The sequence below is a fragment of the Actinokineospora auranticolor genome, assembly GCF_002934265.1.
GTDB lineage: Bacteria > Actinomycetota > Actinomycetes > Mycobacteriales > Pseudonocardiaceae > Actinokineospora > Actinokineospora auranticolor.
In genome coordinates this window covers 15836-39216 of sequence record NZ_PTIX01000013.1, presented here as the reverse complement: position 1 = coordinate 39216, position 23381 = coordinate 15836, and the positions used below count along the sequence as shown (strand labels likewise).

Sequence of the window (23381 nt, the reverse complement as noted above, 5' to 3'; positions counted from 1 at the left end):
GTGCGGATGTGATCGGGCCCAGGATCGCATCAGGGCGTCACCGGAACGTCCCACGACCGTTGCCGGGGATCAGGTCAGCCGGAGATGACCATCTGTCAGATGTCGTGGTCGGAGTGGTCCGTCCGAGACAGGTGGCGGTCGGTGACGCGCAGGTCCTTGTGTTAGATGGAGTCGAGCTTGCTCTTCTTGCCGGCGTCCTCGTTGGTGTGGGTGTACTCGCAGCCATGGATTCCTTCTTGTAGCAGTTCGCGTCGACATCGCGGAAACCAGCGGCCCAGATGGGATCCAGGGCCTCGCTGCCAGGTTTGGCGTTGCAGTCGCCGAAGATGAGGGCGCCCTGCGCCTCGTGCTTCCGCGCGCCGGCCTCGTAGAACTCCATCGACCGCTTGACCTCGGCGCGCTGCACGTCGTCGCCGAGACCCAGGTGGGTGATGTACACGAGGATGTTGCCGATCCGGCTCACGTCGATGGTGACCACGGTGAAGCCGCGGCCCTCGCCGTCGTTGACCTTGTAGCGTTAGTCGCCGACCTGGGTCAACGGGTACGGCGAGATGAGCGCGGGGCCGTAGGCGGCGCCGCCGGGCTCGTCGCAAAGGAACGTCCGGGCGAACTGGCCGTGCGCCACTTGAGCCGGGTGCTGTCCGACGACTGCGCCCGCGTCGCTCGACGTCGTCGGTGTCGCGGCGCCGGTGAGGGGAGGTCCGCCTTCCGGCCGAGGTGCGCGAACCGCCTACCAGGTCACGGCTGCCGGATCTCATTGGTCAGTTTGCCGTTCCACGGGCACCAGACGAGACCGGGCAGGAACGCGCCACCCGGCTTCGTCCAGGTGGCCCTCGACGTAGTCGATGTCGGCGGCACAGACCTCGATGGCTACCTCGACGAGGTGGACGGTGTCCGCGTCGTAGTGGAACGGTCACCTAGGGTTGTAGTCTGCGGTGTTCTTCACGATCCGTCCGACGAGCGTGGTCTTGTCGGACTCGCCCGCCACCGCCGCGCGGGCGTCGTCGATCTGCTCCGCGTCGGTGAGTTGACGACGAACCCGGAGGCGCCCGGGGGCGCCTGCAGTTCGAAGTACGCGACGTCGGCTTCCGCGCCAGTCCGCGCTCGGGCCACGCCCGCCTGAGCCAGCAGCGCCGCCGCGACCAGTCCGCAGGCGCGGATCACCAAGCCACGCATCACGATCCCCTTCCGCCACGCCGGGATGGATGGATCCCGGCTCTGACTCCAGCCGAACACCACCGCACCACGCGATACCAGTCAGGGGCGGCGTATCACCTGGTTTCGCGACCCCGCCGACCCGGCAGTCCCTCCCGACCAGCGGATCCGCGATCCCGGCCACACTCGCGCACCACACCACGGAGTGCGTCCGCGCAGGTCTTGTTTGGCGGCGTAACGAACGGGAACCCGTTACGCGCGAACCCGTCCGAGGCAGGACAACAACCCCTTGGCCCAACACGCCGAGTCGATGAGCGTGGAGTCGGTGGGGACGTGCGCCGGGGTGCTCAAATCCGTGCGGTGAAGGTCAGTTCGGCCAAGTAGGACATGTCCTCGGTGGTGACGTCGGTGAGTGCCCACCCCGTTCCGTCGATCACCTGTGCCAGCTCGTCCGGCGTCATGCCGAGGTAGTCGAACCAGCCGGTCGCCAGGTGCCCCGCGCGGACCCGCAGTCGGGCTTGCCCGGGCATGCGTCCCAGGCGCCGGTTCCGGTCCTGGTACGCGATCTCGGAGGGGATCGCGACGTACGGATCCGCGCCGGTCCCGTACAGGCGCGCGCCGGGTGCCGCGTGCCGGGCCAGTTCCGCGAGCACCACGGGAGCGTGCTCCGCCGAGCCGAGCAGACCGAGGTTGTTGTCCAGCAGGAGAAAGGTGTCGAAGCGGCCGAGGTCGCCGCCGAGTCGCGCGACGTCACCGCACTCCGCCTGGACGCCGCGTTCCCGGGTGACCGCGACGGCGCCGGGGGAGATGTCGATCCCCACGACGGCGGTCCCCTCGGCGGCGAGGACGACCGCGTGCCGACCCGCACCGCAACCGACGTCCAGCACCCGCCCGCCCGCCCGGCGGCACGCCAGCCGCTCCAGTTCGGTCCATTCGCCGGGCAGGCCGAAGTAGTGGTACGCGTCCCTGGCGAAGACGTACCCGTCGTCCCGCTCGACCACCTCGTACGCGACACCGGGCGCGCCCCCGCCCGCCCAGCAGGCGTGGAGGACCTCGCCGAGGGCGTCGCCGATCACGGGTTCGGTCACGGTCGCTCCCGACCCGTCTCGGCGATCGCGTACTCCAGCAGGACCTCGGAGAGGAACTCCCGGGGGGACTCAAAGCCCAGCGCCTCCGCGTGCTCCTTGACGGTGCCGTTCAGCGACTCGCGGTCGGACTGGTACCAGTCCATGAGTTCGGTGAAGCCGACGCCCGCGTCCTCCAGCGACAGGTTGCGGACACCGCGATCCCGGAGCACCCGCGCCTTCCGCTCGACGGCGCGGACGGTCCCGCCGAACTCGCCGCGCCGTTTGAGTTCCAGGGGCAGCAGGGTGCCGATGGCCTGGTCGTTCCTGGCGAGTACCACGTCGAGGACGACCTCGAGCCGGAGCAGCGTCAGCAGTTGGTCCTCGGTGATGTCGTTGGTGGTGAGCCACTGCCGGGTTTGCTCCGCCGACAGCAGTCCGCGGCGGCGTCGGAACCTGGCGAGGGCCGCCTTGATGTCCTGATCGGACGGTCGCAGGTGGAGTGTGGCGGCGTAGTGGTCGAGCAGGTGCAGCAGAGCGGTGCCGCGCAACCGGTCCTGCCCGTCCCGCTGCACCCACAGGTGCCGGAGCACATCGCTGTTCGTCACAGCCTGTTCCTCGGGCCGCGCCGTTGTGACAGACCCGGTCTCGGCGGTCAGCCGCTCCCAGAAGATGTTCTCCTCGAAGTCGAAATCGTGCGGTGGCGGTCCATCGGTGGTGTGCGTGTACCGAACACGGCGTAGCAGCGCCAAGGCGTCATCCCGCTTGGCGTCAGGCTGCTCGGCGTCGACGAAGGCGCGCAACGCGGTCAGCTCGACCGGCGGCAGCCCGGCCCGCGCACCGGCCTCGTACAGGAACTGCCAGGACCGGTTGGGGTAGAACTGCTCCCTGGCCGCGGAGACCAGCACGTCGGCCGTGCGCGCGCTGACGATGCCGCGGTCGCGCGCCTCGGCGAGACCGAAGCGGATCGTCGCCAGGGCGACCGAGGCGGCCCGGAACCCCACCTCCGCGGGTCCGTGCAGCACCGCGACCTCGTCGTCGGCCTCCCACTCGCCGGACCGGTACTTCTCGAAGACCCGCCCGACCCCCTCCATGCCGAACTCCCACAGCTCGGCCGCGCGCAACGCCCCCATGCTCGCCGCGCCGAGCACCCGCACGCCCCGCGAGATGGCGAACAGGATTTCCTTATGCACCACGGCCGGGACGGTGTCGAAGAGGCCGTCGACGATCCCGATCACACGCGGTCGCTCCGCCGCCACGAGCCGGTAGACGTCACCACGGCGCACGGGCGGGAGGTAGACGGCCGCGTCGAACTCGTGGCGCGCCCGATCGAGCGGGAGACTGGGGCCGAGGAAGATGTAGACGCTCATGTCCGGGTCACCGCCGCGGCCCGGGCGCGTGGTCCCGGTAGGTAGTCGAAGTGCGCGTCGTCCGGTTCGAGGACGGGGACGACGACCTTGACCACCGGCACACCGATGTCCGGCCGGGTGAGGTCGACGACCACCGCGTTCTCGACGCCGATGCCCCGCAGCGCGGCGAGCAGCACCGCGATGTCGCCCTCGAAGGTGTCCGTCGCCTGGGATCGGCCGGACGGGAAGGCGCGCCCGCCGGGCGAACCGGTGACCAGGTCCATGATGATCCGCAGGTCGTCCGGGTTCGCCTCGGTCGCGTACTCGTACATGTCGTCGCGGCTGCCCGCGATGAGCGTGAGCCGGGACTGCACGGCCTCCGTCACCGCTCGCAGCAGCGCGACGCCCGGGTCGAGGTGGCAACCGTGCCCACCGAAGGTGCCCTTCAACGCCCACCGCGGCTGGTCCGGGTCCTCCAGGATGAGGGCGTCGTACGCGGGGATCCCGGTGTCGGACGTGACTTCCCACGCCCCGACCACGAATCCGGCCCCCGCCAGCCGCTCCAGCACGCGCCGCACCGCGGGATCGGTGACCGTGTCGAGGTCGACCCGGGTGTCCACGAGCGAGCGTCCGCCCCTGCTGTTCCACACCGTGCAGGCATCGCGCTCGATCACCTCGCACAGCGCGTGTTCCACGGCCTCCAGCAGGTGGTTGCCGGAGGCCAGCCCGTTCGAGCCGGTGACGAACGCGGTCATCGCCCGCTCGGGGCGGACGAAGTTGGTCATGACGGACTCGAACGGCACCCACGTCGACTCGCCCCGGATCAGGTCGTACCCCTCGATCCACAGGCACGGCGAGTTCGGTTCCAGCGCCCCACCGCGCCGCACCGGCAGCCGCGTCACGTCGATGACGCGCGCCGACCGGTGCAGCCTGGCGAAGGACTCGTAACGCAGTGGTGCCTCGATGTTCTCCGCGTGCCACGACTCGATCGCCTCCATCAGCGCGGAGGCCTTGGCAGAGTCGTGGTCGATGCCTTTCCCCTGGGCGACCGCCAGGCTGCGCGCGTTCGGCCGCACCGCCATGTACACCGGGATCCCGATGTGGTCGAGTCCGGTCACGTCGGCGAGCCGGGTGATCCCGAACTCGCGCATCCTGGGCACGAAAGCGTCGAGCGTCGCGCGTGGCGAACGGGTTCGATGGGTTCCGTGCTGGAAGTGCTTGGCCGCCGAGTGGTCGACGTCGAAGATCCGCATGGAGTCCTCACACCAGCCGGGCGGGGATCAGGCGGTGTGCTTGACGCCCGGCGACGTCCGGCGGATGGGCCGGACCGTCGGACGCGCCTCGAACGAGGTCGGCGCGCCGACGACGGAGCTGTCCTCGACGAAACGGGTGACCTCGAGGTCCGTCAACTCGACGAGCGTCAAGTCGTTTTCCGCGTGGGCCAAGGTGGTGACGGGCATTCTGGTTCCTCCAGTCGCGCACTGTTCTGCTGAGGATGACGGGTATCACCCCCGCCTCTCAAAAGTACGATCGACCGGCAGGTCGCTGCCAGGTTTTCAAATATGGTTGAAACTGCTCGGAATGGAAGTCCGGAGCACGGACGCGCGTTTGCCGGGCTGGGCACCGTCAAACGGTTGTAATGGAAATGACGCACGCGGACGGTTCCGTGAGTCGCAAAAGGACGCCCGCCCGCTCCCGGCGACCGCTACTTGACACCACCTGTCAAGTACTTGGCACTTGGCGTCAAGGAGGTGGCCGGGTGCCGGTTTCGCACGCAGCTCTGGTCGAGCAGTTGGTCGCGGTGGTGCGGCAGCGATTGCTCGACCCGCTGGAGATCCTGCTGGGTATCGACCAGCCGACCGATCGGGTTCGAGCGGCGGCCGAGGAGTGGGCGGCGCGGCTGCTCGGCGCGGACCAAGCCGCCGCGGTGGGGTGCGTCGCCCGCCTGATCGCCGCGCTCTACCCGGGCGACCACTTCGCGCCCCCCGCGGGCTGGTGGGGCACGCCGTTCGGGCGGGTCGTCGCACTGCGCGCGGGCTACCCGGGCGTGGACCACGTCTCCTACAGCGTCGCGGGCGCCATGCTCGGCGTCACCCGGCAGGGCGTGCACGACCTCGTGACCAGGGGAAAGCTCGACCGCCACCCGGACGGCGGCGTCACGACGGAATCCATCGGCAACCGGATGAGGAGCTTGTTGTGATCGACTTCGGCGGATCGGGACCGCAGTTGCTCCTGCTGCACGGCTTGGGCGGCAACGCGCGGGAATGGCGCGAGTTCGCCGACCACCTGACCGACACCCACCACGTGCTCGCCGTCGACCTGCGCGCGGACCTGCCCTGGTCGTGGGACATCGCCCTGGCGGACATCGAGGCACTCGGCCTGGACAACCCGGCCGTGGTCGGCATGTCCTTCGGCGGCATGATCGCGGGCCGCTGGGCGGCTCGACACCCGGAGTGCCCCGCCGCGGTCAGCGTCGACGGCCACCGCGGCGCCCTCACCAGACGGGCGGACAACTACCCGGGCATGGCACCCGCCCGCCTCGACGCGGACCTGGCCGCACCGCGGGCGGCGTTCGCGGCACAGGCCCAGACCCCGTTCCTGTCCACCGTGCTCGACGCCTTCCGCGCCGACGACACCATCGACGCCTTCGCCAAGGCGAGATGCCCGACCCTGGTGCTGCTGGCGACGAGGAACCTCCAGCAGGCACAGGGCTTCGAAGACCTGATGGCCGCCGGCCGCCGTGGCGTGGAACGTGACCTGCTGGCCGCGGCCGCGGCGAACCCGAACCTCACCGTCACAGAGGTCGACGGCGCCCACGACATGGTCGCGACCCAACCCACCGCCGTCGCCGCCCTCGTCCGCCGATTCCTGCCGCAGGGGACCACGAGCACCCGATGACCAGAAATGTGATCCCGCGCCACGCCTGCCACATCCACACGGGACTCGCGCGACGGGTACCGGGAGACCTTTGTGGACTTGTCCCGGTCATCGCGGTTGCCGATCGACGACCCGCGTGGTCGGTTTCCACGCCGGTGAGGTCCGCCTCTTTCGGCGGCCGGTCAGCGGTTGCCGAACAAGGTGATCGCGGGCTTCCGCCGCGTCGCCCGCGGGCGACCAACCAGCCGTGCGCGCCTGGCATCCGCCACACGGCACGGGCCGGCCCGCGCGCCAGGCGGCCCAGCCGTGGCTCGACCACGCCATACCCCCGCTCGACGGCGACCCCGGACTGAGCGCCACCGCCGAGTCCGGGGCGGCACGCGCGGGCGACCGTGGCGGAATGTGTGCGCGGACCGGGACCCCGGTTCCCCCGTTTGACAGTGGTACGGCGTATGGGGTCGCTGGTAGCGTGCGGAGAACGCGAACTGGGTCTGGGGAGGTTCGACGCGCGATGGGTTCGGTTTCTCGACGGGGAGTTCTGCGTGCCGGTGCCGCAGTGACGGGGATCGCGGCGGCGGCGGGGGTGGTGCGCCCCGCGGTCGCCGAGGGCGGTGACGGCACCGATCCCGTGGTGCTGGCGCAGGAGATGCTGCGGTTCGACACCTCGCACACCGGCCAGGGCGGCGTCACGCTGCCGTTCGCCGAGGCGCTGCGGGCGAAGTGGACCGCGGCGGGGGTGTCGACGCAGATCATCCCGACGCCCAAGGCCGACAACGCCCACCTGGTCGCCCGGGTGCCGGGCCAGGGCGGGAAACCGCCGCTGCTGTTCATGTCGCACTCGGACGTCGTCACCGTGGAACGGGAGAACTGGCAGCAGGACCCGTACGGCGGCGCCATCGTCGACGGCTGGCTGCACGGCCGCGGCGCCATCGACATGAAGGGCGCGGGCGCGGCGTTCATGGCCGCGATCCTGCGGCACGTCAAGGAAGGCGCCACGTTCGACCGCGACATCCTCTACCTCGCCGACGCCGACGAGGAGGGCGGCGCGTACGGCGCGCGCTGGCTGGTCGACAACCACTACGACAAGGTCGCCGCCGGCGCCGCCATCACCGAGGGCGGCTGGCTGCTCACCGGTCCCGACGGTATGGCGCCGATGCTCGCCTCACTGTCCACTCGGGACAGGACGTCCATCCTGACCGAGGTGAGCGCCACGGGGGCGGCCACCCACTCCTCGCACCCCGACGACGGCCCGGCCATCACCCGGCTCGGCGCGGCCCTGACCGCGCTGTCCCGCTACAAGCCCGCCGTGCGCCTGCCCGCGCTGGTCCGCGACTACTTCACCGCACTCGGCCAAGCCACCCCCGACACCCGCTTCGCCACCGCCATCCGCCACCTCCTGCGCGCCGAGGCGCAGGCCGACCGGGACCACTGGGGCGCCGTGGTCGTCCGCCTCAGCGACCACCCGTGGATCCACAACTCGTTGCTGCGCACGACCTTCTCCTTCGTCGGCCAGCGCGGCGGGTACTACTCGAGCATCGTGCCGTCCACGGCCGTCGCCGAGGTCCGCATCGGCTTCGTCCCCGACGGCGACGACCCGACCCGGTTCATCGACGACGTCCGCACCCTGCTGTCCGCCCAGGGCGCCACCCTCCGCCTCATCGGCCGCGAAGGCGACACCGACACCCAGATCCTGGCCAGGTTGACGTCGGACCTGTCCCTCCCGGCGTCCTCAGTGGACACCGATGTGTACCGCCACTGGGACGCGGCCACGCGCGAGGTCTACCCGGGCCTGCGCACCGCCCCGTCCCAGTTCGAGGCCAGCACCAGCGCCCGCCCGTGGCGGGAGAAGGGCATCCCCGTCTACGGCCTGTACCCCTACGCCGTGGACGGCGACACCGCCACCCGCATGCACGGCAACAACGAACGCGTCAACACCGATGCCCTCCGCCAAGGCACCGAGGCCCTCTACCGCTTCCTCGCCCGCCTCCGCGTCTAGGGGTGACCGCACGCGTCGCCGCCTTCGGCGAGGCCAAGCCGATCCGCGAAGCGACCGCTCGCGAAGCGGCCCCCACCATCGACTCCGCGGCCTCACCGCACATCCCCAACCACGGCACGCCCACGCGGAACCACCACTCAGGTGGTGGCCCAAGGGCGGTTCCGCTCCGCCCACCGCGAAGCGGGCGTCAGGCACAACCCCGCCCCGGCGAACGCCACCCCCAACACCAGCCACCCCGGCGTGCCCCACTCGGCGATCAGGGTCGTCATGACCAGGGGTGTCACCGCCTGGGCCACCGCGAGCCCCGCCGCGCTCATGCCCTGGTACTCGCCGCGGGCGGTGGGCGACATGAGGGAGATCGACAACCCCCATCCCGCGGCCACGTAGAGGAGTTCGCCGAAGGTGTGGACCAAGGCGCCACTCAGCAGGACGGCGATCACGAGGGCGCCGCCGGAGCCCGCGGTGGTCGCCAGGATGAGGCAGGACGCCGCCAGCAGCAGGCCCGCGCGGCGAGCGGCGCGGGTCGCGTCGACGGTGGTCTCGGCCTTGGCGGAGAACCGGACCTGCAACAGGGCGATGCAGACGGTGTTCAGCACGAGGATGGCCGCGGACACCCAGCGGGGAGCGGTCGTGTGGTGCGCGATCCAGAGCGGGATGCCGGTGGTGAGCATGCCCCAGTTCACCGTCAGCACGGCGATCAGCGCGGTGATCAGCAGGTACGGCCGGTCCCGCAGCACGGACGCGCGGCCGACCCGTTCCCGGGCGGGCACCTCGGTCGCGGGCAGGCGCGTCACCAGCCACGCGCACGCGAAGTACGCCGACGCGGTCACGCCCAGCATCGCCAGGTACGCCGGGCGGGTGTCGAGCTGGATGACGACCGCGGACCCCGCCGCCCCGAGCGCCAGGCCCAGCTGGGACATCACCCGGCACTGGGCGAGGCAGCGCAGGCGTTCGTCGTCGTCGGCCAGCACGGTCGTCAGCGCGGTCCGCACCCCGCCGCTGCTCTCCATCGCCACCGCCACCACGCACGCGGCCAGCACGAACGGCCAGAACCCGCGCACGAACGCGTACCCCACCGTGGCGACCGCCCCGGCCGTGTACAGCGCGAACAGCACCCCCCGGTACCCGAACCGGTCCGCCAGCACCCCGGCGGGCGTGGCCGCGAGCACGGCGGCGAGCCCCGCGATGAGCGCCCCCACACCGACCTGCGGCGCGGGCAGCCCCACCGAACGGGTCAGGAACAGCACGAACGAGCCGAACCACAACCCCAGCCCGATGTAGGAGACCAGGGTGATCACCACGACCGCGCGCACCGGGCCCGTGGGCGCCGGTCCGTACAGGCCGAGCGCCAGCCGCCGCCACCAGGGTGGCACGGCTGTGCCGGGAACGGTCACGAATACCTCGCGATGAGGGACTTGCGGACGAACCCGTCGCCGACGTCGCCGGTCACCTCGGACACGTAGTGCGGCACCTCGACCGCCAGCGTGTCCAGCAGCAGCAACGCCCCCAACCGCGGGCTGACCTGGTCGACCACGGTCTCCCGGTCCCGGTCCAGCACGTACGTGCAGCCGCCGTCCCCCGCGTCCCAGTTCGGGGTCAGGCTGAACGCGGCCGCGATCGTGGACGGTTCGGCCTTGTCGGTGTGCGTGGTGAGGAAGTCGCCGCGGCGGAAGCAGTTGACGTACGCCAGGTCGACTGACGTCACGGTCCGCCCGGTGCGCTCGGCGATGAGGCCGACGATGTCGGGGGCCAGCAGCAGCGCCTTGATCCGGTCCCACGGCACCCGGTCGGCGTTCTCCGCGCTGTCGGCGACGCGGGCGAACGAGTAGCAGAACAGACCGCGCTCCTTCTCCGCGCGCGTCTCCCGGTGCACCTCGTCCAGCCGCGGGTCGCGGGGGAAGAGCGGGTAGTCCGCCAGTTCGCCCCGGCAGCGCACGACCTGCGTCCACGCCTCGTCGGGGCAGGCGTCGACCAGGTCGGCGACCTCGGCGCACAGGGCGACGGTGGTCTCGTCGCGCACCTGGGCGTGCCCGGTGGCGGCGAACGGCGCGCTCACAACACCTCCACGGTCCGGGTCCGCAGCGTTCCCATGTCCAGCACGAACTTGCGGCCGACGAGCGTCGACTCACCGTACCCGGTCACGTACTTGACCGCCTGGTCGACCAGCAGCCCCGCCATCACGGACAACGACGGCGAGCTCTGCCACGCGTTGACCGTGCGGTTCCCGTTGTCGAACTGGTTCTTCATCCGCGCCCGTTGCAGGTCGCGCACGACGTCGTCGCCGTCGTAGATCTGGCCGCGGTTCTTCGCCTTGACCGTCGCGTACGCGACCGTTCCCCGGTCGTACGGGAAAATGGGGCCGACGGAGATCTCCAGCGGGTCGCCGCCGAGTTCGCACACCGGCACGCGCAGTTCCTCGGCGATCAGGTGGATCTTCTCGGCGATCGTGTCCTTGCGGTAGAAACCGAGGCTCGCCCACGCGATGAACACGATGCCCGCGCCGGTGATGAACTCGCGCAGCCGCGCCTCGTCGTTGGTGGCGAACTCGGGGAAACCGTCGACCGCGACGTGCGGGTTGATCCGCGCGAGCGCCTCCCGCGCCGCGTCCACCTTGTAGTGGCCGAGCTGGTCCTCGCTGTAGAGCACCTGCCGGTTGAGGTTGGAGCGCTCGACGGTGTCGCCGTCGACGACCCGCAGCCCGCCGAACCCGTTGAGGGCCAGGTGCAGCGACAGCCAGGTGCCCCAGCCGCCCATGCCGAACACGGTGGCCGTGGTCCGCTTGAGCCGGGTCTGGTAGCCGGTGCCGGGCACGCCCGCCCGGTCGAAGAGCGTGTACTGGAGCATCTGCCGGTCGTAGCGCTCCTGCTCGCGGGGGGTGAGTTCGGTGAGGTCGTCGTCGATCCGCTCCAGCAGGTGGGCCGCGTCGAGCGCCGCCGCGAGCGCCTCGACCTCCTCGATGCGCACGTCGGGGTGCGTGATGTGCACTTCCTTCAACACGCGCTGCACGGTGTGCGCGCCGTCGAACCGCCGCAACGCCACCGGGACCCACGGCGGCGGGTCGCGCAGAATGCTGGACAGGCCCGGGATCTCGCCGATGGCGACGTGCCCGGCGTCGGACACCACGACGTGGTGCGACCGCTTGATCAGTGGCTTGAGCTCGGGCACGGGTGGCGCTCCCCAGGGTCCGGTCCGCTGCGGGTGGGAAAAAGGGGGCGGCGGACGCCCGGAAAGGAGCGCCCGCCGCCGGAACACCTAGTCCTCGAGCTCGATCGCCTCGGAGGAGTCGTACATCACGGCCTCTTCGGAGATCTCCGACAGCCGCACCTCGAGCGTCTCGACCTGGAACATGCCACGCCTCCCATGTGTTGATCGTGGACTGCTTCCGATGACCGGATCCGTCGATTCCGGACGCGACGACCGATCTCTTCGAGGCTGGCATAAAGCGCCGAAGGTGTCAACGACATCCATTCGGATCAATTGGGGAAAGCATTCAAGACCGCCGTTCGGGTGAAGAGATTCCCAGGTCACAACCTATGGCGTGACGTGATCGAGATTCGCGGTAGCCGTTTGTCGGCGGGCGTACCGGTATTGGTACCTGAGTCCGTTTGCCGTACATTTCCACAAAGCAATTCTTTGGTGGACGGTCGTCACGCCGCCCGAACCGCCGCCCTATCCAGCGGGCGTGGCCGTTCCGGACCGGCTGGTCGGCTACCGGCGGTCCCGCCCGGGGACCGCTCGACGGAACCGCAGCCCGCGTCGAGCGCCTCGTCGTCATCCCCGCCGGTCATCCAGCACCGCTCCCGCCTCGCCCACCCGCGCGGTCTCACCGTTCGACCGGGACTTGGGCGACCAACCGGCAGGCCACCTCGCGACACAGCTCAAGGACGCGTTCGCTCGTCGACGCCCGGGAACGCCGACGCCGCAACAGGCATCCCCGGTCAGGGCCGGAGCCAGCGGTCGAACCAGGCACGCGTGCGGCGCAGCACGTCGAGTTGGTGGTTGCGTTCCCGGATCGAGTGGCTTTCCCGCGGGTAGACCACGAACTCGTGCTCGGCGCCGAAGTGGCGCAGTGCCCGGTGGAAGTACACGGCTTGGCCGAGGGGGACGTTGGTGTCCTCCGCGCCGTGCAGGATGAGCACCGGGGTGCGGACGCGGCGGGCGAAGGAACCGGGCTGAGCGCGTCATGCGGGTGTGGGCCGATCCCGTCCCATCCGGTACTGCCCCCGAGCGCGGCCTCGAACTGGCCGTTCTCCCCGATCGCGGCGAGCATCCCCCAATCCGTGACGCCGGAACTGACCAGCGCGGCCCGGAACCGGTCGGTCTGCCCGATCGCCCAGGCGGCCATGAATCCGCCGTGGCTCCCACCGGCGATGCCCAGCCGATCGGGGTCCGCGACGCCCTCGGCGATGAGCAGGTCGATCCCGGTCAGGGTGTCGGTCCACTCCTCCCGGCCCACCCTGCCCGCGACGCGGGCGGCGAACCCGTGACCGTGGCCTTGGCCGCCGCGCGGGTTGGGCAGGAACACGGCGTAGCCCGCGGTGGCCAGCCACTGCGCGCTGGGGAACCAGAACAGTTGGAGTCGATCGGCGTACCGGTCGTAGGGTCCGCCGTGCACGAGCGTGACTAGTGGAAACGGGCCGTCCGAAGCGGATTCTCCGACGGGCGATACGAGTAGACCGTCCAATTCGAGGCCGTCGGCGGCGCGGTAAGCCACCAGAGGGGCAGCGCCGGTCTGGCACAACTCGGTGGGGCACATCGGAAGGCCCGCCGTGCGGTTGCGGCGGACGCGACTGCTCAGGGCCAGGTCGAACACCGCGGTGCCGGCTTGGAGGAGCGGCGGGGTGAGGGCGACGTAACCGAGGTGCCACCCGTCCTCGCCCGGCCACCAGGCCGGAGAAGACGCGCAGGCCTCGACCGGTCCGAGGTCCTCCACGGCTCCCGTCGCGGTGTCGAACAGGTGCAACCGGCAGGTGCGGGGGCCGTAGTCCACGTCCGCGCTTGCCTGCGTGAGCACGGCGAGCGGACCACCGTCGGGCCGCTGCCGCAGTGCCACGACGTGCCGGTCACCGAACCCGCTCGGGGTGTCGACCCGGCCGGTACGCGAGTCGAGCAGCCGCAACCGGGCCCGCGGTTCACGCTCACCGACGACAATGGCGTCGTCGCGGTCCCGGACGCGGCGCGACTCCCGCTCGGTGGGCTCGTCTTCGGCGAGCAGAGCGACCAGGTCGGGGTCGGCCAGCGGCAGGTGGTCGATGATGCCCGCGCGCCAACCGGTCACCGCGACCACCACGCCATCGCCGAGACCAAGGCGGTGCAACTGCGGAGTGCCCCGCTCAGCGCGGTCGGACAGGAAATACAACGCACGCGAGTCCACCGACCAACGGGCGCGGGACTCCGTCGCGCTGTCGGCGGTCACCCGTCTGCACACACCGCCGCCCTCGACGTCGGCCAGCCAGAGCGCGGTGTCGAGGTGGTCGCCCATTCGACCGGTGGGAGCGAGGACGTAGCAGAGCAGGCGCCCGTTCGGCGCGAGAGCAGGGGCCCGCGGGACGCGACCCTCGACCACGAGCGCGGCGGTCAACCCTGTCATGTGATCCAGTGTGCCAACGCCACCAGCGCACCTCGTGGCCGAGCGATCGCGCGGAGCGTGCCGCACCGGAGGTGTCTCCCACGCAGGCGAACTGGCCGCCTTCCCGTGCCAACACCCCTGATCCGCCACCACCGAGTCCGACACCGTCCACTTCGTCGCCAGCCGGTCCTCGGCGCCTGGATCAACGAGTACGAGCCCGTTGCGCCCAACCGGGCAGGTCGGTGCCGTCGGGCGGAGAGTGCCGTACAAGATCGGCCCACGACCGTGCTTCCGCAGGTCATGGGCCGATCTTGGCGGTGGTGAGACGTGCCCCTGGTGCGATTCGAACGCACACTGGACGGGTTTTGAGTCCGTTGCCTCTGCCGGTTGGGCTACAGGGGCGTCGGGGCGCAACTGTACGCGATCAGGTGGTCGGGTGTGTTCGGAGGTGGGGTGTCAGCGCGATCACGCGCGTCGGGGAGGTGGGGGTGGGCGGGGCGGCGGTAGGCTTCAGGCTCCGTTTTCGCAGGCTACTGACAGGAGGACCCCGGTGACCGGTACGGCTGCCGAGGCCCGGCCCACCCCGCGGCGTGTGCTTGTGGCTGAGGACGAGGCGTTGATCAGGCTCGACCTGGTCGAGATGTTGCGGGAAGAGGGGTACGAGGTCGCCGGGGAGGCCGGGGACGGCGAGGAGGCCGTTCGGCTGGCCGGGGAGTTGCGGCCCGATCTGGTGATCCTGGACGTCAAGATGCCCAAAATGGACGGCATCGACGCGGCGACGATGATCGCGGGGGAGCGGATCGCGCCGGTGGTGATGCTGACGGCGTTCTCGCAGCGGGAACTGGTGGAGCGGGCGCGCGACGCCGGGGCGATGGCCTACCTGGTCAAGCCGTTCGCGAAGCACGACCTGGTGCCCGCCATCGAGTTGGCGGTGAGCCGGTTCTCGGAGTTGCAGGCCCTGGAGAACGAGGTGGCCGGGCTGACCGAGCGGTTGGAGACGCGCAAGGTCATCGAGCGGGCCAAGGGGCTGCTGATGACCAAGCAGGGGCTGTCCGAGCCCGAGGCGTTCCGCTGGATCCAGCGGACGGCGATGGACCGGCGGACGACGATGAAGGCCGTGGCCGAGGCGGTCGTGGAGAACATCACCTGAGTGGGTGATGTGGAGCCGTGTGGCTCCCGGCGGGTAGGAACGGTTCTCGAGAGCGGTTGGTCGGCGGTGTCGCGGGCCGGCTTGTGGGCACCGGGTGGTTCGGTCGCGGATCGGCGTCGACCGGAGACCACGTGGCCCTGCGCGTCGTGCGGGCATACCCGCCTGTGGAGCGCGCAGGGCGGATCGGCTCGCGGTGCGGTTGATGAGCGGTGACACCGGAATGGGTTGGCGGACCGGTCAGCCGTGACAAGAGTCGTTTGACCACAGCGGGTTCGTTCTCGAACGCGTCGCGCGCCAGTGCCCGGCACCTCGAACACCCGGTGCGCCGCCGGGGCGGGTCGACCGACGGCGACACGGGCCGGCGCCGACGGGGGAGTGCTACTCCGTGGTGAAGTGGGTGAGGGTGGACGAGGTCGTGCCCGTCGTCCCCACAACGCGCACTTCCACGGTGTGTTCGCCTCTAGCGCGTCCGGTCAGCCCGACCGGGATGGGGTAGGTGCCGCCAGGCGCCCCGGTGGCGGTCGACGTCGGCAGCGACGCGGCCAGGCGGCCGTCCAGCCACAGTTGGAAACCCTGCACCCCCTCCAACCCACCCGTGTCCCACTGCGCCGTGGATCCGTTGAGGGTCACCAGAAGTAGCAGACGGCCCTGTGGGGTGACCGTCGTTGTGGGTAACGGTCGCCCCACCGAATCGCCCAGGGTCACGGTGGCCGTGGGCATCGCGTCCGTGGTGGCGCGGGGGCGGTCCGTCCGGGCGGGTTGCGTTGTGGTCATGGGGGTCGGGGCCGCGGGGATCGGGACGACCTCCAGGTAGCTCTCCTGGACCAGCGCCCCCTCACCCGCACCCGGCGCGCGGACCACCAAGGGGGTCAAGGGATCCGGACCGGAAGGACCCAGCAACTCCGGCGGTACGTCCGCCACCACCGTCACCGCCGCGCCCGGTGCGGGCGGCGGCCCCGGCACCGCCTGCCGGGCGGGCAGCGTCCACGTCCCCACCTGCACCCGGGCGCCCGCCACGTCCATCCCCGCCGACATCACCATCGTCACCACGAACCGGGCGCTCTCGGCCGTCGCCAGCGGCCGCCGGACGGTCCCGACCGACGGCGCCTCCGCCGCCGGGTCCAGGACCTGCCTCGTCGACAGGTTCACCGGCGTCTCCAGCACCCGCGGGTCCGCCGACGCCGCGCCGCTGAACCCCGCCCCCGCCACGTGCACCCGCGCCCGCCGCCCCGGGGGCGCGTGTATCCCGACAAGCGCGTACGCCTCCCGCCACCGGGGCACCACCGGCGCCGACGCCACCTCCACCCCGTCCTGGCGCACCCGCACCCCGCCGGTCGTCACGAGCACCTCCACCAGGTGCAGCGCCCCCGCCCCGCGCGGACCCGGCCGCACCCCCGACGGCGCCCCCGGCAGCACGTCCAGCCCCGACCCCGCCACCACCCGCGCCCCGACGTCGTCCACCACCGTGCGCACGGTCCCCGCGGGCAGCAGCGCCGGGTCGTCCCGCCGCCCCGACCCGATCCGGTCCGCCGGGCCCGGCACCAGGTCCATCGTCAGCCGCCCGCCCGGGCCCGCAGCGTCGGTCAGGACCGCGAAGCGCCCCAGGACGCCGTCGGGGCCCAGGCGCAGGGGAGCGCGTGCCCGCAGGACGGCCTCGTCGGCGCCGCAGCCCAGGTCGATCGGCAGCCCCACTTCCCCCTCGACGCTTCTGCCCAGGCCCACGCAGCCCCGGTAGCCGGACAGGTGCCAGCGCGAGCCCGGGCGGTCGGCGAGCAGGGTGCGGTCGTCGGGGAACTCGTCGAGCAGGCCGGTCAGGCCGTCCTGCCACCGCGGCTCGGGGCCGGGGGTGCCGACGGCCCGACCGGGTTCCGACACCTGGCCGTACGCGTCCACCGCGCGCACCTCGACCCGGTACTGTTCGCCGTCGCGCAAATCGTCCAGTTGGGTGTCCGGGGTGGCGACCAGTCTGGTCCGATCGGCCCACCGGATCCGGTATCCGGTAGCCCGTTCGCTCGCGTTCCACGTGACGACGAGCCTGCCGGGCGCCGGTCGGGCCCTAATGTCGCGCGGAGTATCCGGCGGCGGTCCTTTCTCCGGGAGCACAACGTCATCCGCCGCATACCTGTTCACCCGTTCCGGAGGAGGCGCCGGGTGAGGTGACTCCTCGCCTGGACGCGGAGAGTCATCGGGAGCGCGGAGCAGCACGACCGCCACACCGATCAGGAGCACGCACGATCCCCAGGCCAGCGCCCGTTTGCGAACCCGCACCGGGAAAACCCTACGGCCCGGCGTGACCCACCGTAACCCGTTGTTGTGAACTTGAGACGCCGCCCGGTAATCCCGATCAGGTACCGGATGTCCGGACTGCGGACACCACCGCGCCCTTTCGTTGCAGTCTGGTCACGAGGAGCCCAGGCACGTGACTACGTCGCAATCGGTCACTACGTTCCGGCGCAACCCTCCAACAGGTATGAGGGCGGGGTTCGGCATGCTTACACGCATTGTCCGGACGAAAGCGGAGAAGGGACATCACGTGCGTAACCAGACGGTGAAGGCCGCGGTGCTGGTCGCCAGCGCGTTGTTGCTCGCAGCCTGTGGCACGAACAAGACGGAGTCGGGCTCCAGCGGGGGTAACAACAGCAGCAACACCCAGCAGGGTTGCGACCAGAGCAAGGACACCCTTGTCATCGGCGTCATCGCGCCGCAGTCCGGTGGTCTGTCCGCGCTCGGTCTCGGCATCCGCAACTCGGCGGAGCTCGCGGTCGAGCAGGCCAACGAGAAGTGCGCCGTGCCGGGCTACAAGCTCAAGGTCCAGACCGAGGACGACCAGGCGACTCCGCAGGTCGGAGCGCAGGCCGCGACCCGGCTCTCCTCCAACGCCAAGGTCATCGGCGTCATCGGCACCCTGAACTCGTCGGTCGCGCAGAGCGTGCAGCCGGTGCTGCAGGCCAAGAAGATCGTGCAGGTGTCGCCCGCGAACACCAGCCCGTCGCTCACCCGCGGCGACGACTTCCTGAACAACCCGAAGCGCAAGTACGACAACTACTTCCGCGTCTGCGCCACCGACGACGTGCAGGGCCCGTTCGCGGCCAAGTACCTCGTGGGCAAGGCGGGCAAGAAGAGCATCGCCATCATCACCGACGGCAAGACCTACGGTGAGGGCCTGGCCTCGGAGTTCAAGAAGCAGGCCGAGAAGGACGGCGCGAAGATCGTCGCCACCGAGAAGGTCGGCGAGAAGGACACCGACTTCTCCACCGTCATCAACGCCGTCCGCGGCGCCAACCCGGACGCCATCTACTACGGCGGCGAGTACCCGCAGGCGGGCCCGCTGTCCAAGCAGGCCAAGGACCTGGGCCTCAACGTCCCGGTGATGGGCGGCGACGGCGTCTACGACCCGAAGTTCATCGAGCTCGGCGGCAAGGAGGGTGACCTGGCCACCTCGGTCGGCGCCCCCGTCGACAGCCTCGACACCGCGAAGGCGTTCGTCGACGCGTACAAGGCCAAGAAGTACAAGGACGAGCTCGGTGCGTACGGCGCCTTCTCCTACGACGCCGCCAACGTCATCATCGGCGCCCTCGCGCAGACGGTGAAGAGCGGCGACTGGAGCGAGAGCCAGCGCGCGGCCCTGATCACCAACGTCGGGTCCTTCTCCGCGCCGGGTGCCACCGGTGAGCTCAAGTTCGACCAGTACGGCGACAGCACCAACAAGCTGATGACCGTCTACAAGGTGTCCGGCGGCAAGTGGAACCCGGACGAGACCGGCACCTTCGGCGGCTGAGCCGGATCGACTAGTCCCGACTGATCGGACGTGGCGGGGGCGGGCATCACGGCCGCCCCCGCTGCTCTTGGAGGCAGATGTGGCCACGCTGCTACAGCAGCTCATAAGCGGCCTGGTGCTCGGTGGGCAGATCGCGCTCATCGCACTCGGCTACACGATGGTGTACGGCATCATCCAGTTGATCAACTTCGCGCACGGCGAGGTGTTCATGGTGAGCGTGTTCGGCGCGCTCGCCACCTACAATTGGTTCATCCCCGAGAGCTGGCAGCAGACCTGGCCGCTCGCGCTGCTGGCCATGCTCGTGGGAGCCGTGGTCGTCGCCGTCGTGCTCGCGGTGCTCATGGAGCGCTTCGCCTACCGGCCGTTGCGCAACGCCCCGCGACTGGCGCCGTTGATCACGGCGCTGGGCGTTTCGGTGATGCTCAAGGAAATCGTGCGGCTCTCCTTCCCCGGCGCGACCGCCGCGGTGCACGTGCCGCGGGCGTTCTGGGACGAGCCGATCACCTTCAAGGTGCCCGGCGGGACCGTGGTCATCGGCTCGACCGGGCTGCTGGTCATCGTGGTCGCCATCGTCGGCGCTGTCCTGCTGCAGGTCTACATCTCCCGGTCCCGCATGGGCCGCGCGATGCGCGCCACCGCGCAGGACCCGGACACCGCGCGGCTGATGGGCGTCGACCCCAACCGCACCATCGTGCTGACCTTCGTCATCGGCGGCGCGCTCGCCGGTGTCGCGGGCGTGCTGTACGGCGTCCACCTCAACAACGTCGACACCGACGCGGGCTTCCTCACCGGCATCTTCGCCTTCACCGCCGCGGTGCTCGGCGGCGTCGGCAGCATCAAGGGCGCCGTCATCGGCGGCTTCATCATCGGCGTCATCAAGACCGTCGGTGGCCAGTACCTGCCCGGTGGCACCGCCTACGACCTGGTGTGGATCTTCGTCCTGCTGATCCTGGTCCTGGTGTTCCGCCCGCAGGGCTTGTTCGGCGAGCCGGAAAGGGTGCGAGCGTGAACATCCCACCTGGATGGGCGTGGCTCGGCCAAGCCCTGTTGATCATCGCCGGGATCATCCTGGTCATCTGGCTCTGCAGGCTCGGGGAGCGCCGGGGCACCGCCTACCTGGCCGACCGCCCCGCGTACCTGCGCCCGCTGGCACTGCTCGGCGGTGTCCTCGCGCTGCTCTCGGCGCTGCTGCCGTGGGTCACCTTCGAACTCAACGACGGCGTCTACCCCGAGCTGTCGACGCTGCAGTTCTTCGACGAACCCTGGGGGGTGACGGGCTTCCGCGGCTTCATCCTGCTGCTCGGCCTCGCCTCGATCGTCCTGGCGTTCGTCCCGATCCCCGCCAAGCGGCGCGTCTACCGCGCCATCGGCCTGGCGCTGTTCGGCATCACGCTGTTCAACACCGGCTTCATCATCTACTACGGCGGTGGCATCGGTGCGGCCACCGCCGCGGACGGTGTGGTCGCCTTCGGTGGCCTGGTCGGGCTGGTCGCGGCCGCGGTGGTGTGGTTCGCGCACCGGTCCGGACCGCTGGAGCAGGTCCCGCTGTGGAACAGCAAGGTCTCCCGCGCGGTGGCCTACCCGGTCCTGCTGCTGGCGTTCATCGCGCTGCTGCTGGTGGTCGCCATGCTGCTGCGCGCGGGCACCACCGCCGACGGCGACTCGCGCGCCTACGCGGGCCCGATCTTCCTCTCGCTGCTGTTCTTCATCAGCGGCGTCATCCTGGCGCTCAACGGACTCGGCTTCACCAAGTGGCTGACCGACGTCTCCGACAAGCACCGGCTGTGGAGCGTCGTGGTGCTGCTCGGCTGCTCCATCGCGCTGCCGTTCACCGAGGCGGGCACCGACTACTGGATGACGATCGCGGTCAACATCGGCGTCTACGCGGCGACCGCCATCGGCCTCAACATCGTCGTCGGCCTCGCGGGCCTGCTCGACCTCGGCTACATCGCCTTCCTCGGCATCGGCGCGTACGTCGCGGCGAACTTCTCCGAGGCCTCGGCCGCCGCGTTCGGCATCAAGCTGCCGTTCCTCGCCGCCGCGATCGTCGCGGCGGTGGTGGCGGGCGTCTTCGGCGCCATCGTCGGCTCCCCGACCCTGCGGGTGCGCGGCGACTACCTGGCTATCGTGACGCTGGCCTTCGGTGAGATCTTCCGCAAGGCGGCGCAGAACGACATCGGGGGGCTCACCGGTGGCGCCAACGCCATCCCAGACATCCCGCCGATCTCCGCGTTCGGCCAGTCCTTCAGCGCACCGCTGGAGATCGGCGGCGTGAAACTGCCCTCCGGCGTGCTGTACTACATCCTCGTCGTGGTGCTGGTCGCGGTCGTCATGCTGGTCTTCGCCAACCTGAAGGACTCGCGCATCGGCCGCGCCTGGATCGCCATCCGCGAGGACGAGGACGCCGCGCGGGCCATGGGCATCAAGACCGGCCAGGCCAAGATCCTCGCCTTCCTCATCGGCGCCACGCTGGCCGGTCTGGCGGGCGCGGTGTTCGCGCACAAGACGTCCACGGTGGCCTACGACAGCTTCCAGTTCATCGAGTCGGTGACGCTGCTCGCGGCGGTCATCCTCGGCGGCATGGCCTCGATCCCCGGCGCGGTGCTCGGCTCCGCGCTGCTGATCGTGCTGCCGGAGAAGCTGCGCGACTTCCAGGACCTGCGGTTGTTCCTGTTCGGCCTGGCGCTGGTGCTCATCATGAGGTTCCGGCCGCAGGGCCTGATCCCCGACCGGCACCGACGGGCCGAACTGGCCGACGAAGGCGTCGTCGAAGCCCCCTCCCAGGAGCACAACGTGGCTGACAGCACCCCCGGCGGCGGCGCGGCGGTGACCCGATGACCGGTACCCCCGTGCTCGCCGCGCGCGACGTCTCGATGGTCTTCGGCGGCCTCACCGCGCTCTCCGAGGTCAACCTGACCCTCGACGAGGGGCAGATCCTCGGCCTGATCGGACCCAACGGCGCCGGTAAGACGACCTTCTTCAACTGCCTCACCGGTCTCTACACCCCGACCCGGGGCACGGTCACGCTGCGCGGCACCCGGCTGCCCAGCGACCCGGCCGCGGTCACCGTGGCCGGTGTGGCCCGCACGTTCCAGAACATCCGGCTGTTCCCCAGCATGACCGCGCTGGAGAACGTCGTGGTGGGACGGCACTCGCGGATGAAGCAGGGCCCGCTCGCCTCGCTGTTCCACGGCCCCGCCTACCGGCGCGGCGAGCAGGCGGCCCGCGACCGGTCCCTGGAGCTGCTGGAGTTCGTCGGCCTCGGTCGCGTGCACGACGAGCTGTCCCGCAACCTGCCCTACGGCGACCAGCGCAGGCTGGAGATCGCCCGGGCGCTGGCCACCGACCCGTCGGTGCTGCTGCTCGACGAGCCGACCGCGGGCATGAACCCGCAGGAGACCGAGGCGACCCGGCAGCTCATCTTCGCCATCCGGGAGACCGGGGTGGCCGTGGTGGTCATCGAGCACGACACGAAGTTCATCTTCTCGTTGTGCGACCACGTCTCGGTCCTGGTGCAGGGCAAGCTGCTGGTCGAGGGCACGCCCGACGTGGTGCGCGGCGACCCCCGGGTCATCGAGGCGTACCTGGGCAAGCCGCCGGACGAGGTGGAGGCCGAGGTCCGCCACTACGCCGACGAGACCGCGGACCACACCCAGGTTATCGAGTTGGACGGCGGCAGCGAGGGAGACAAGCGGTGACCGCTCTGCTGGAGGTGGAGAACCTCAGCGTCGCCTACGGCGCCATCGAGGCTGTCCGCGACATCTCGTTCGCCGTCGGCGAGGGCCAGATCGTCAGCCTGATCGGCAGCAACGGCGCGGGCAAGACCACGACGCTGCGCACGATCTCCGGGCTGCTGCGCCCGCTGACCGGTGCGATCCGGTTCGAGGGCAAGCCCATCGAGTCGCTGGCCGCGCACACCATCCTGGAGCTGGGCGTCGCGCACTGCCCCGAGGGCCGCAGGCTCTTCGGCCGCATGACGGTGGCCGAGAACCTGCAGCTGGGCGCCTACGTCCGCAAGGACGCGGGGGTCGCGGCCGACATGGAGCGGGTCTACGAGCTGTTCCCGGTCCTCGGCGAGCGGCGCAACCAGAAGGCGGGCCTGTTCTCCGGCGGTGAGCAGCAGATGCTGGCGATCGGCCGGGCGATGATGTCCAAGCCGCGCCTGCTGATGCTCGACGAGCCGTCGATGGGCCTGTCACCGATCATGACGCAGCGGATCTTCGACACCATCAAGGAGTTGCAGTCCCAGGGAACCACGATCCTGCTGGTCGAGCAGAACGCGCTGGCCGCGCTGGCGCTGTCCGACCGCGGCTACGTGATCGACCTGGGCCGCACCACCCTGGAGGGCCCCGGCCACGACCTGCTGGCCGACGAACGAGTGCGCGCCGCCTACCTCGGCGACGCGTGATGCCACGAGTGCGCGCCGCCTACCTCGGCGACGCG

The 23381-nt window shown here is 70.6% G+C and carries 20 protein-coding genes, 1 tRNA gene and 1 pseudogene; 9 read left to right on the top strand and 13 right to left on the bottom strand.

Annotated elements, in window-relative coordinates; translation table 11 throughout:
- Positions 1–37 precede the first annotated feature (37 nt).
- The 7 genes and pseudogenes from CLV40_RS37385 to CLV40_RS22630 all read right to left on the bottom strand — a co-directional run bounded on the left by CLV40_RS37385 (position 38) and on the right by CLV40_RS22630 (position 5028).
- Positions 38–478, bottom strand: a complete 441-nt coding sequence (locus CLV40_RS37385) for a hypothetical protein (RefSeq protein ID WP_146108179.1) — start codon at positions 476–478, stop codon at positions 38–40.
- A gap of 276 nt (positions 479–754) precedes the next feature.
- Positions 755–988, bottom strand: a pseudogene (locus tag CLV40_RS40855) (BP74-related protein).
- Positions 943–1176 (bottom strand): hypothetical protein, encoded by a 234-nt coding sequence (locus CLV40_RS38210; RefSeq protein WP_181043665.1) that lies wholly within the window; start codon positions 1174–1176, stop codon positions 943–945. Before CLV40_RS38210 ends, CLV40_RS40855 begins: the two are co-directional and overlap by 46 nt.
- Before the next feature lie 326 nt (positions 1177–1502).
- Positions 1503–2243 carry a class I SAM-dependent methyltransferase gene (locus tag CLV40_RS22645; RefSeq protein WP_104480990.1) on the bottom strand — a complete coding sequence of 247 codons (741 nt, stop codon included), beginning with the start codon at positions 2241–2243 and terminating at the stop codon, positions 1503–1505.
- Entirely contained in the window at positions 2240–3589 is a 1350-nt protein-coding gene (locus CLV40_RS22640) for a TfuA-like protein (protein WP_104480989.1), read from the bottom strand. Before CLV40_RS22640 ends, CLV40_RS22645 begins: the two co-directional genes overlap by 4 nt.
- Positions 3586–4821, bottom strand: a complete 1236-nt coding sequence (locus CLV40_RS22635) for a YcaO-like family protein (protein ID WP_104480988.1) — start codon at positions 4819–4821, stop codon at positions 3586–3588. The genes CLV40_RS22640 and CLV40_RS22635 overlap by 4 nt, the downstream gene beginning before the upstream one ends.
- Before the next feature lie 27 nt (positions 4822–4848).
- Entirely contained in the window at positions 4849–5028 is a 180-nt protein-coding gene (locus tag CLV40_RS22630; protein ID WP_104480987.1) for a hypothetical protein, read from the bottom strand.
- A 299-nt stretch (positions 5029–5327) separates the two neighbouring features.
- On the opposite strand from CLV40_RS22630, the gene CLV40_RS22625 reads away from it, so the two are divergent.
- From CLV40_RS22625 to CLV40_RS22610, 3 genes are all read left to right on the top strand, one after another.
- A complete protein-coding gene (locus CLV40_RS22625) occupies positions 5328–5768 on the top strand; it encodes a hypothetical protein (RefSeq protein ID WP_104480986.1) in 441 nt (146 codons plus the stop codon).
- Positions 5765–6466, top strand: coding sequence for an alpha/beta fold hydrolase (locus CLV40_RS22620; RefSeq protein WP_104480985.1), 702 nt, complete (start codon positions 5765–5767; stop codon positions 6464–6466). The genes CLV40_RS22625 and CLV40_RS22620 overlap by 4 nt, the downstream gene beginning before the upstream one ends.
- 535 nt (positions 6467–7001) lie before the next feature.
- Entirely contained in the window at positions 7002–8441 is a 1440-nt protein-coding gene (locus CLV40_RS22610; RefSeq protein ID WP_181043664.1) for a M20/M25/M40 family metallo-hydrolase, read from the top strand.
- Positions 8442–8578: 137 nt separating this feature from the next.
- On the opposite strand, the gene CLV40_RS22605 is transcribed toward CLV40_RS22610, so the two are convergent.
- The 5 genes from CLV40_RS22605 to CLV40_RS22585 all read right to left on the bottom strand — a co-directional run bounded on the left by CLV40_RS22605 (position 8579) and on the right by CLV40_RS22585 (position 14412).
- Positions 8579–9835 (bottom strand): MFS transporter, encoded by a 1257-nt coding sequence (locus CLV40_RS22605; protein ID WP_104480983.1) that lies wholly within the window; start codon positions 9833–9835, stop codon positions 8579–8581.
- Complete coding sequence (locus CLV40_RS22600) at positions 9832–10497, bottom strand: 2OG-Fe(II) oxygenase family protein (RefSeq protein ID WP_104480982.1); 666 nt, start codon at positions 10495–10497, stop codon at positions 9832–9834. The genes CLV40_RS22605 and CLV40_RS22600 overlap by 4 nt, the downstream gene beginning before the upstream one ends.
- Complete coding sequence (locus tag CLV40_RS22595) at positions 10494–11606, bottom strand: HesA/MoeB/ThiF family protein (protein WP_104480981.1); 1113 nt, start codon at positions 11604–11606, stop codon at positions 10494–10496. The genes CLV40_RS22600 and CLV40_RS22595 overlap by 4 nt, the downstream gene beginning before the upstream one ends.
- 658 nt (positions 11607–12264) lie before the next feature.
- The gene (locus CLV40_RS40850) at positions 12265–14031 is read right to left on the bottom strand and encodes a S9 family peptidase (protein ID WP_425428243.1); all 1767 of its coding nucleotides are present in this window, start codon (positions 14029–14031) and stop codon (positions 12265–12267) included.
- A 307-nt stretch (positions 14032–14338) separates the two neighbouring features.
- Positions 14339–14412 (bottom strand) — tRNA-Leu (locus CLV40_RS22585).
- A gap of 148 nt (positions 14413–14560) precedes the next feature.
- On the opposite strand from CLV40_RS22585, the gene CLV40_RS22580 reads away from it, so the two are divergent.
- The gene (locus CLV40_RS22580) at positions 14561–15160 is read left to right on the top strand and encodes an ANTAR domain-containing response regulator (RefSeq protein ID WP_104480980.1); all 600 of its coding nucleotides are present in this window, start codon (positions 14561–14563) and stop codon (positions 15158–15160) included.
- A gap of 378 nt (positions 15161–15538) precedes the next feature.
- On the opposite strand, the gene CLV40_RS22575 is transcribed toward CLV40_RS22580, so the two are convergent.
- Entirely contained in the window at positions 15539–17263 is a 1725-nt protein-coding gene (locus CLV40_RS22575) for a fibronectin type III domain-containing protein (RefSeq protein WP_374065077.1), read from the bottom strand.
- A gap of 430 nt (positions 17264–17693) precedes the next feature.
- Between CLV40_RS22575 and CLV40_RS22570 the strand changes: the two genes are divergently transcribed.
- The 5 genes from CLV40_RS22570 (at position 17694) to CLV40_RS22550 (ending at position 23346) form a co-directional block, all read left to right on the top strand.
- Positions 17694–18938, top strand: a complete 1245-nt coding sequence (locus CLV40_RS22570; RefSeq protein ID WP_245931482.1) for a branched-chain amino acid ABC transporter substrate-binding protein — start codon at positions 17694–17696, stop codon at positions 18936–18938.
- Positions 18939–19017: 79 nt separating this feature from the next.
- Positions 19018–19947, top strand: a complete 930-nt coding sequence (locus CLV40_RS22565) for a branched-chain amino acid ABC transporter permease (protein ID WP_104480977.1) — start codon at positions 19018–19020, stop codon at positions 19945–19947.
- Positions 19944–21776 (top strand): branched-chain amino acid ABC transporter permease, encoded by a 1833-nt coding sequence (locus CLV40_RS22560; protein ID WP_146108178.1) that lies wholly within the window; start codon positions 19944–19946, stop codon positions 21774–21776. The genes CLV40_RS22565 and CLV40_RS22560 overlap by 4 nt, the downstream gene beginning before the upstream one ends.
- Positions 21773–22636: an ABC transporter ATP-binding protein gene (locus CLV40_RS22555; RefSeq protein WP_104480975.1), complete on the top strand. Its 864-nt coding sequence runs from the start codon at positions 21773–21775 to the stop codon at positions 22634–22636. The genes CLV40_RS22560 and CLV40_RS22555 overlap by 4 nt, the downstream gene beginning before the upstream one ends.
- Positions 22633–23346 carry an ABC transporter ATP-binding protein gene (locus CLV40_RS22550; RefSeq protein WP_104480974.1) on the top strand — a complete coding sequence of 238 codons (714 nt, stop codon included), beginning with the start codon at positions 22633–22635 and terminating at the stop codon, positions 23344–23346. The genes CLV40_RS22555 and CLV40_RS22550 overlap by 4 nt, the downstream gene beginning before the upstream one ends.
- The last annotated feature ends 35 nt before the right edge of the window (positions 23347–23381 follow it).

Bases quoted from the DNA above. Each gene is read 5' to 3' on its own strand.
- CLV40_RS38210 (WP_181043665.1), bottom strand. From the start codon at position 1,176: ATGCGTGGCTTGGTGATCCGCGCCTGCGGACTGGTCGCGGCGGCGCTG.
- CLV40_RS22640 (WP_104480989.1), bottom strand. From the start codon at position 3,589: ATGAGCGTCTACATCTTCCTCGGCCCCAGTCTCCCGCTCGATCGGGCG.
- CLV40_RS22635 (WP_104480988.1), bottom strand. From the start codon at position 4,821: ATGCGGATCTTCGACGTCGACCACTCGGCGGCCAAGCACTTCCAGCAC.
- CLV40_RS22630 (WP_104480987.1), bottom strand. From the start codon at position 5,028: ATGCCCGTCACCACCTTGGCCCACGCGGAAAACGACTTGACGCTCGTC.
- CLV40_RS40850 (WP_425428243.1), bottom strand. From the start codon at position 14,031: ATGACAGGGTTGACCGCCGCGCTCGTGGTCGAGGGTCGCGTCCCGCGG.
- CLV40_RS22555 (WP_104480975.1), top strand. From the start codon at position 21,773: ATGACCGGTACCCCCGTGCTCGCCGCGCGCGACGTCTCGATGGTCTTC.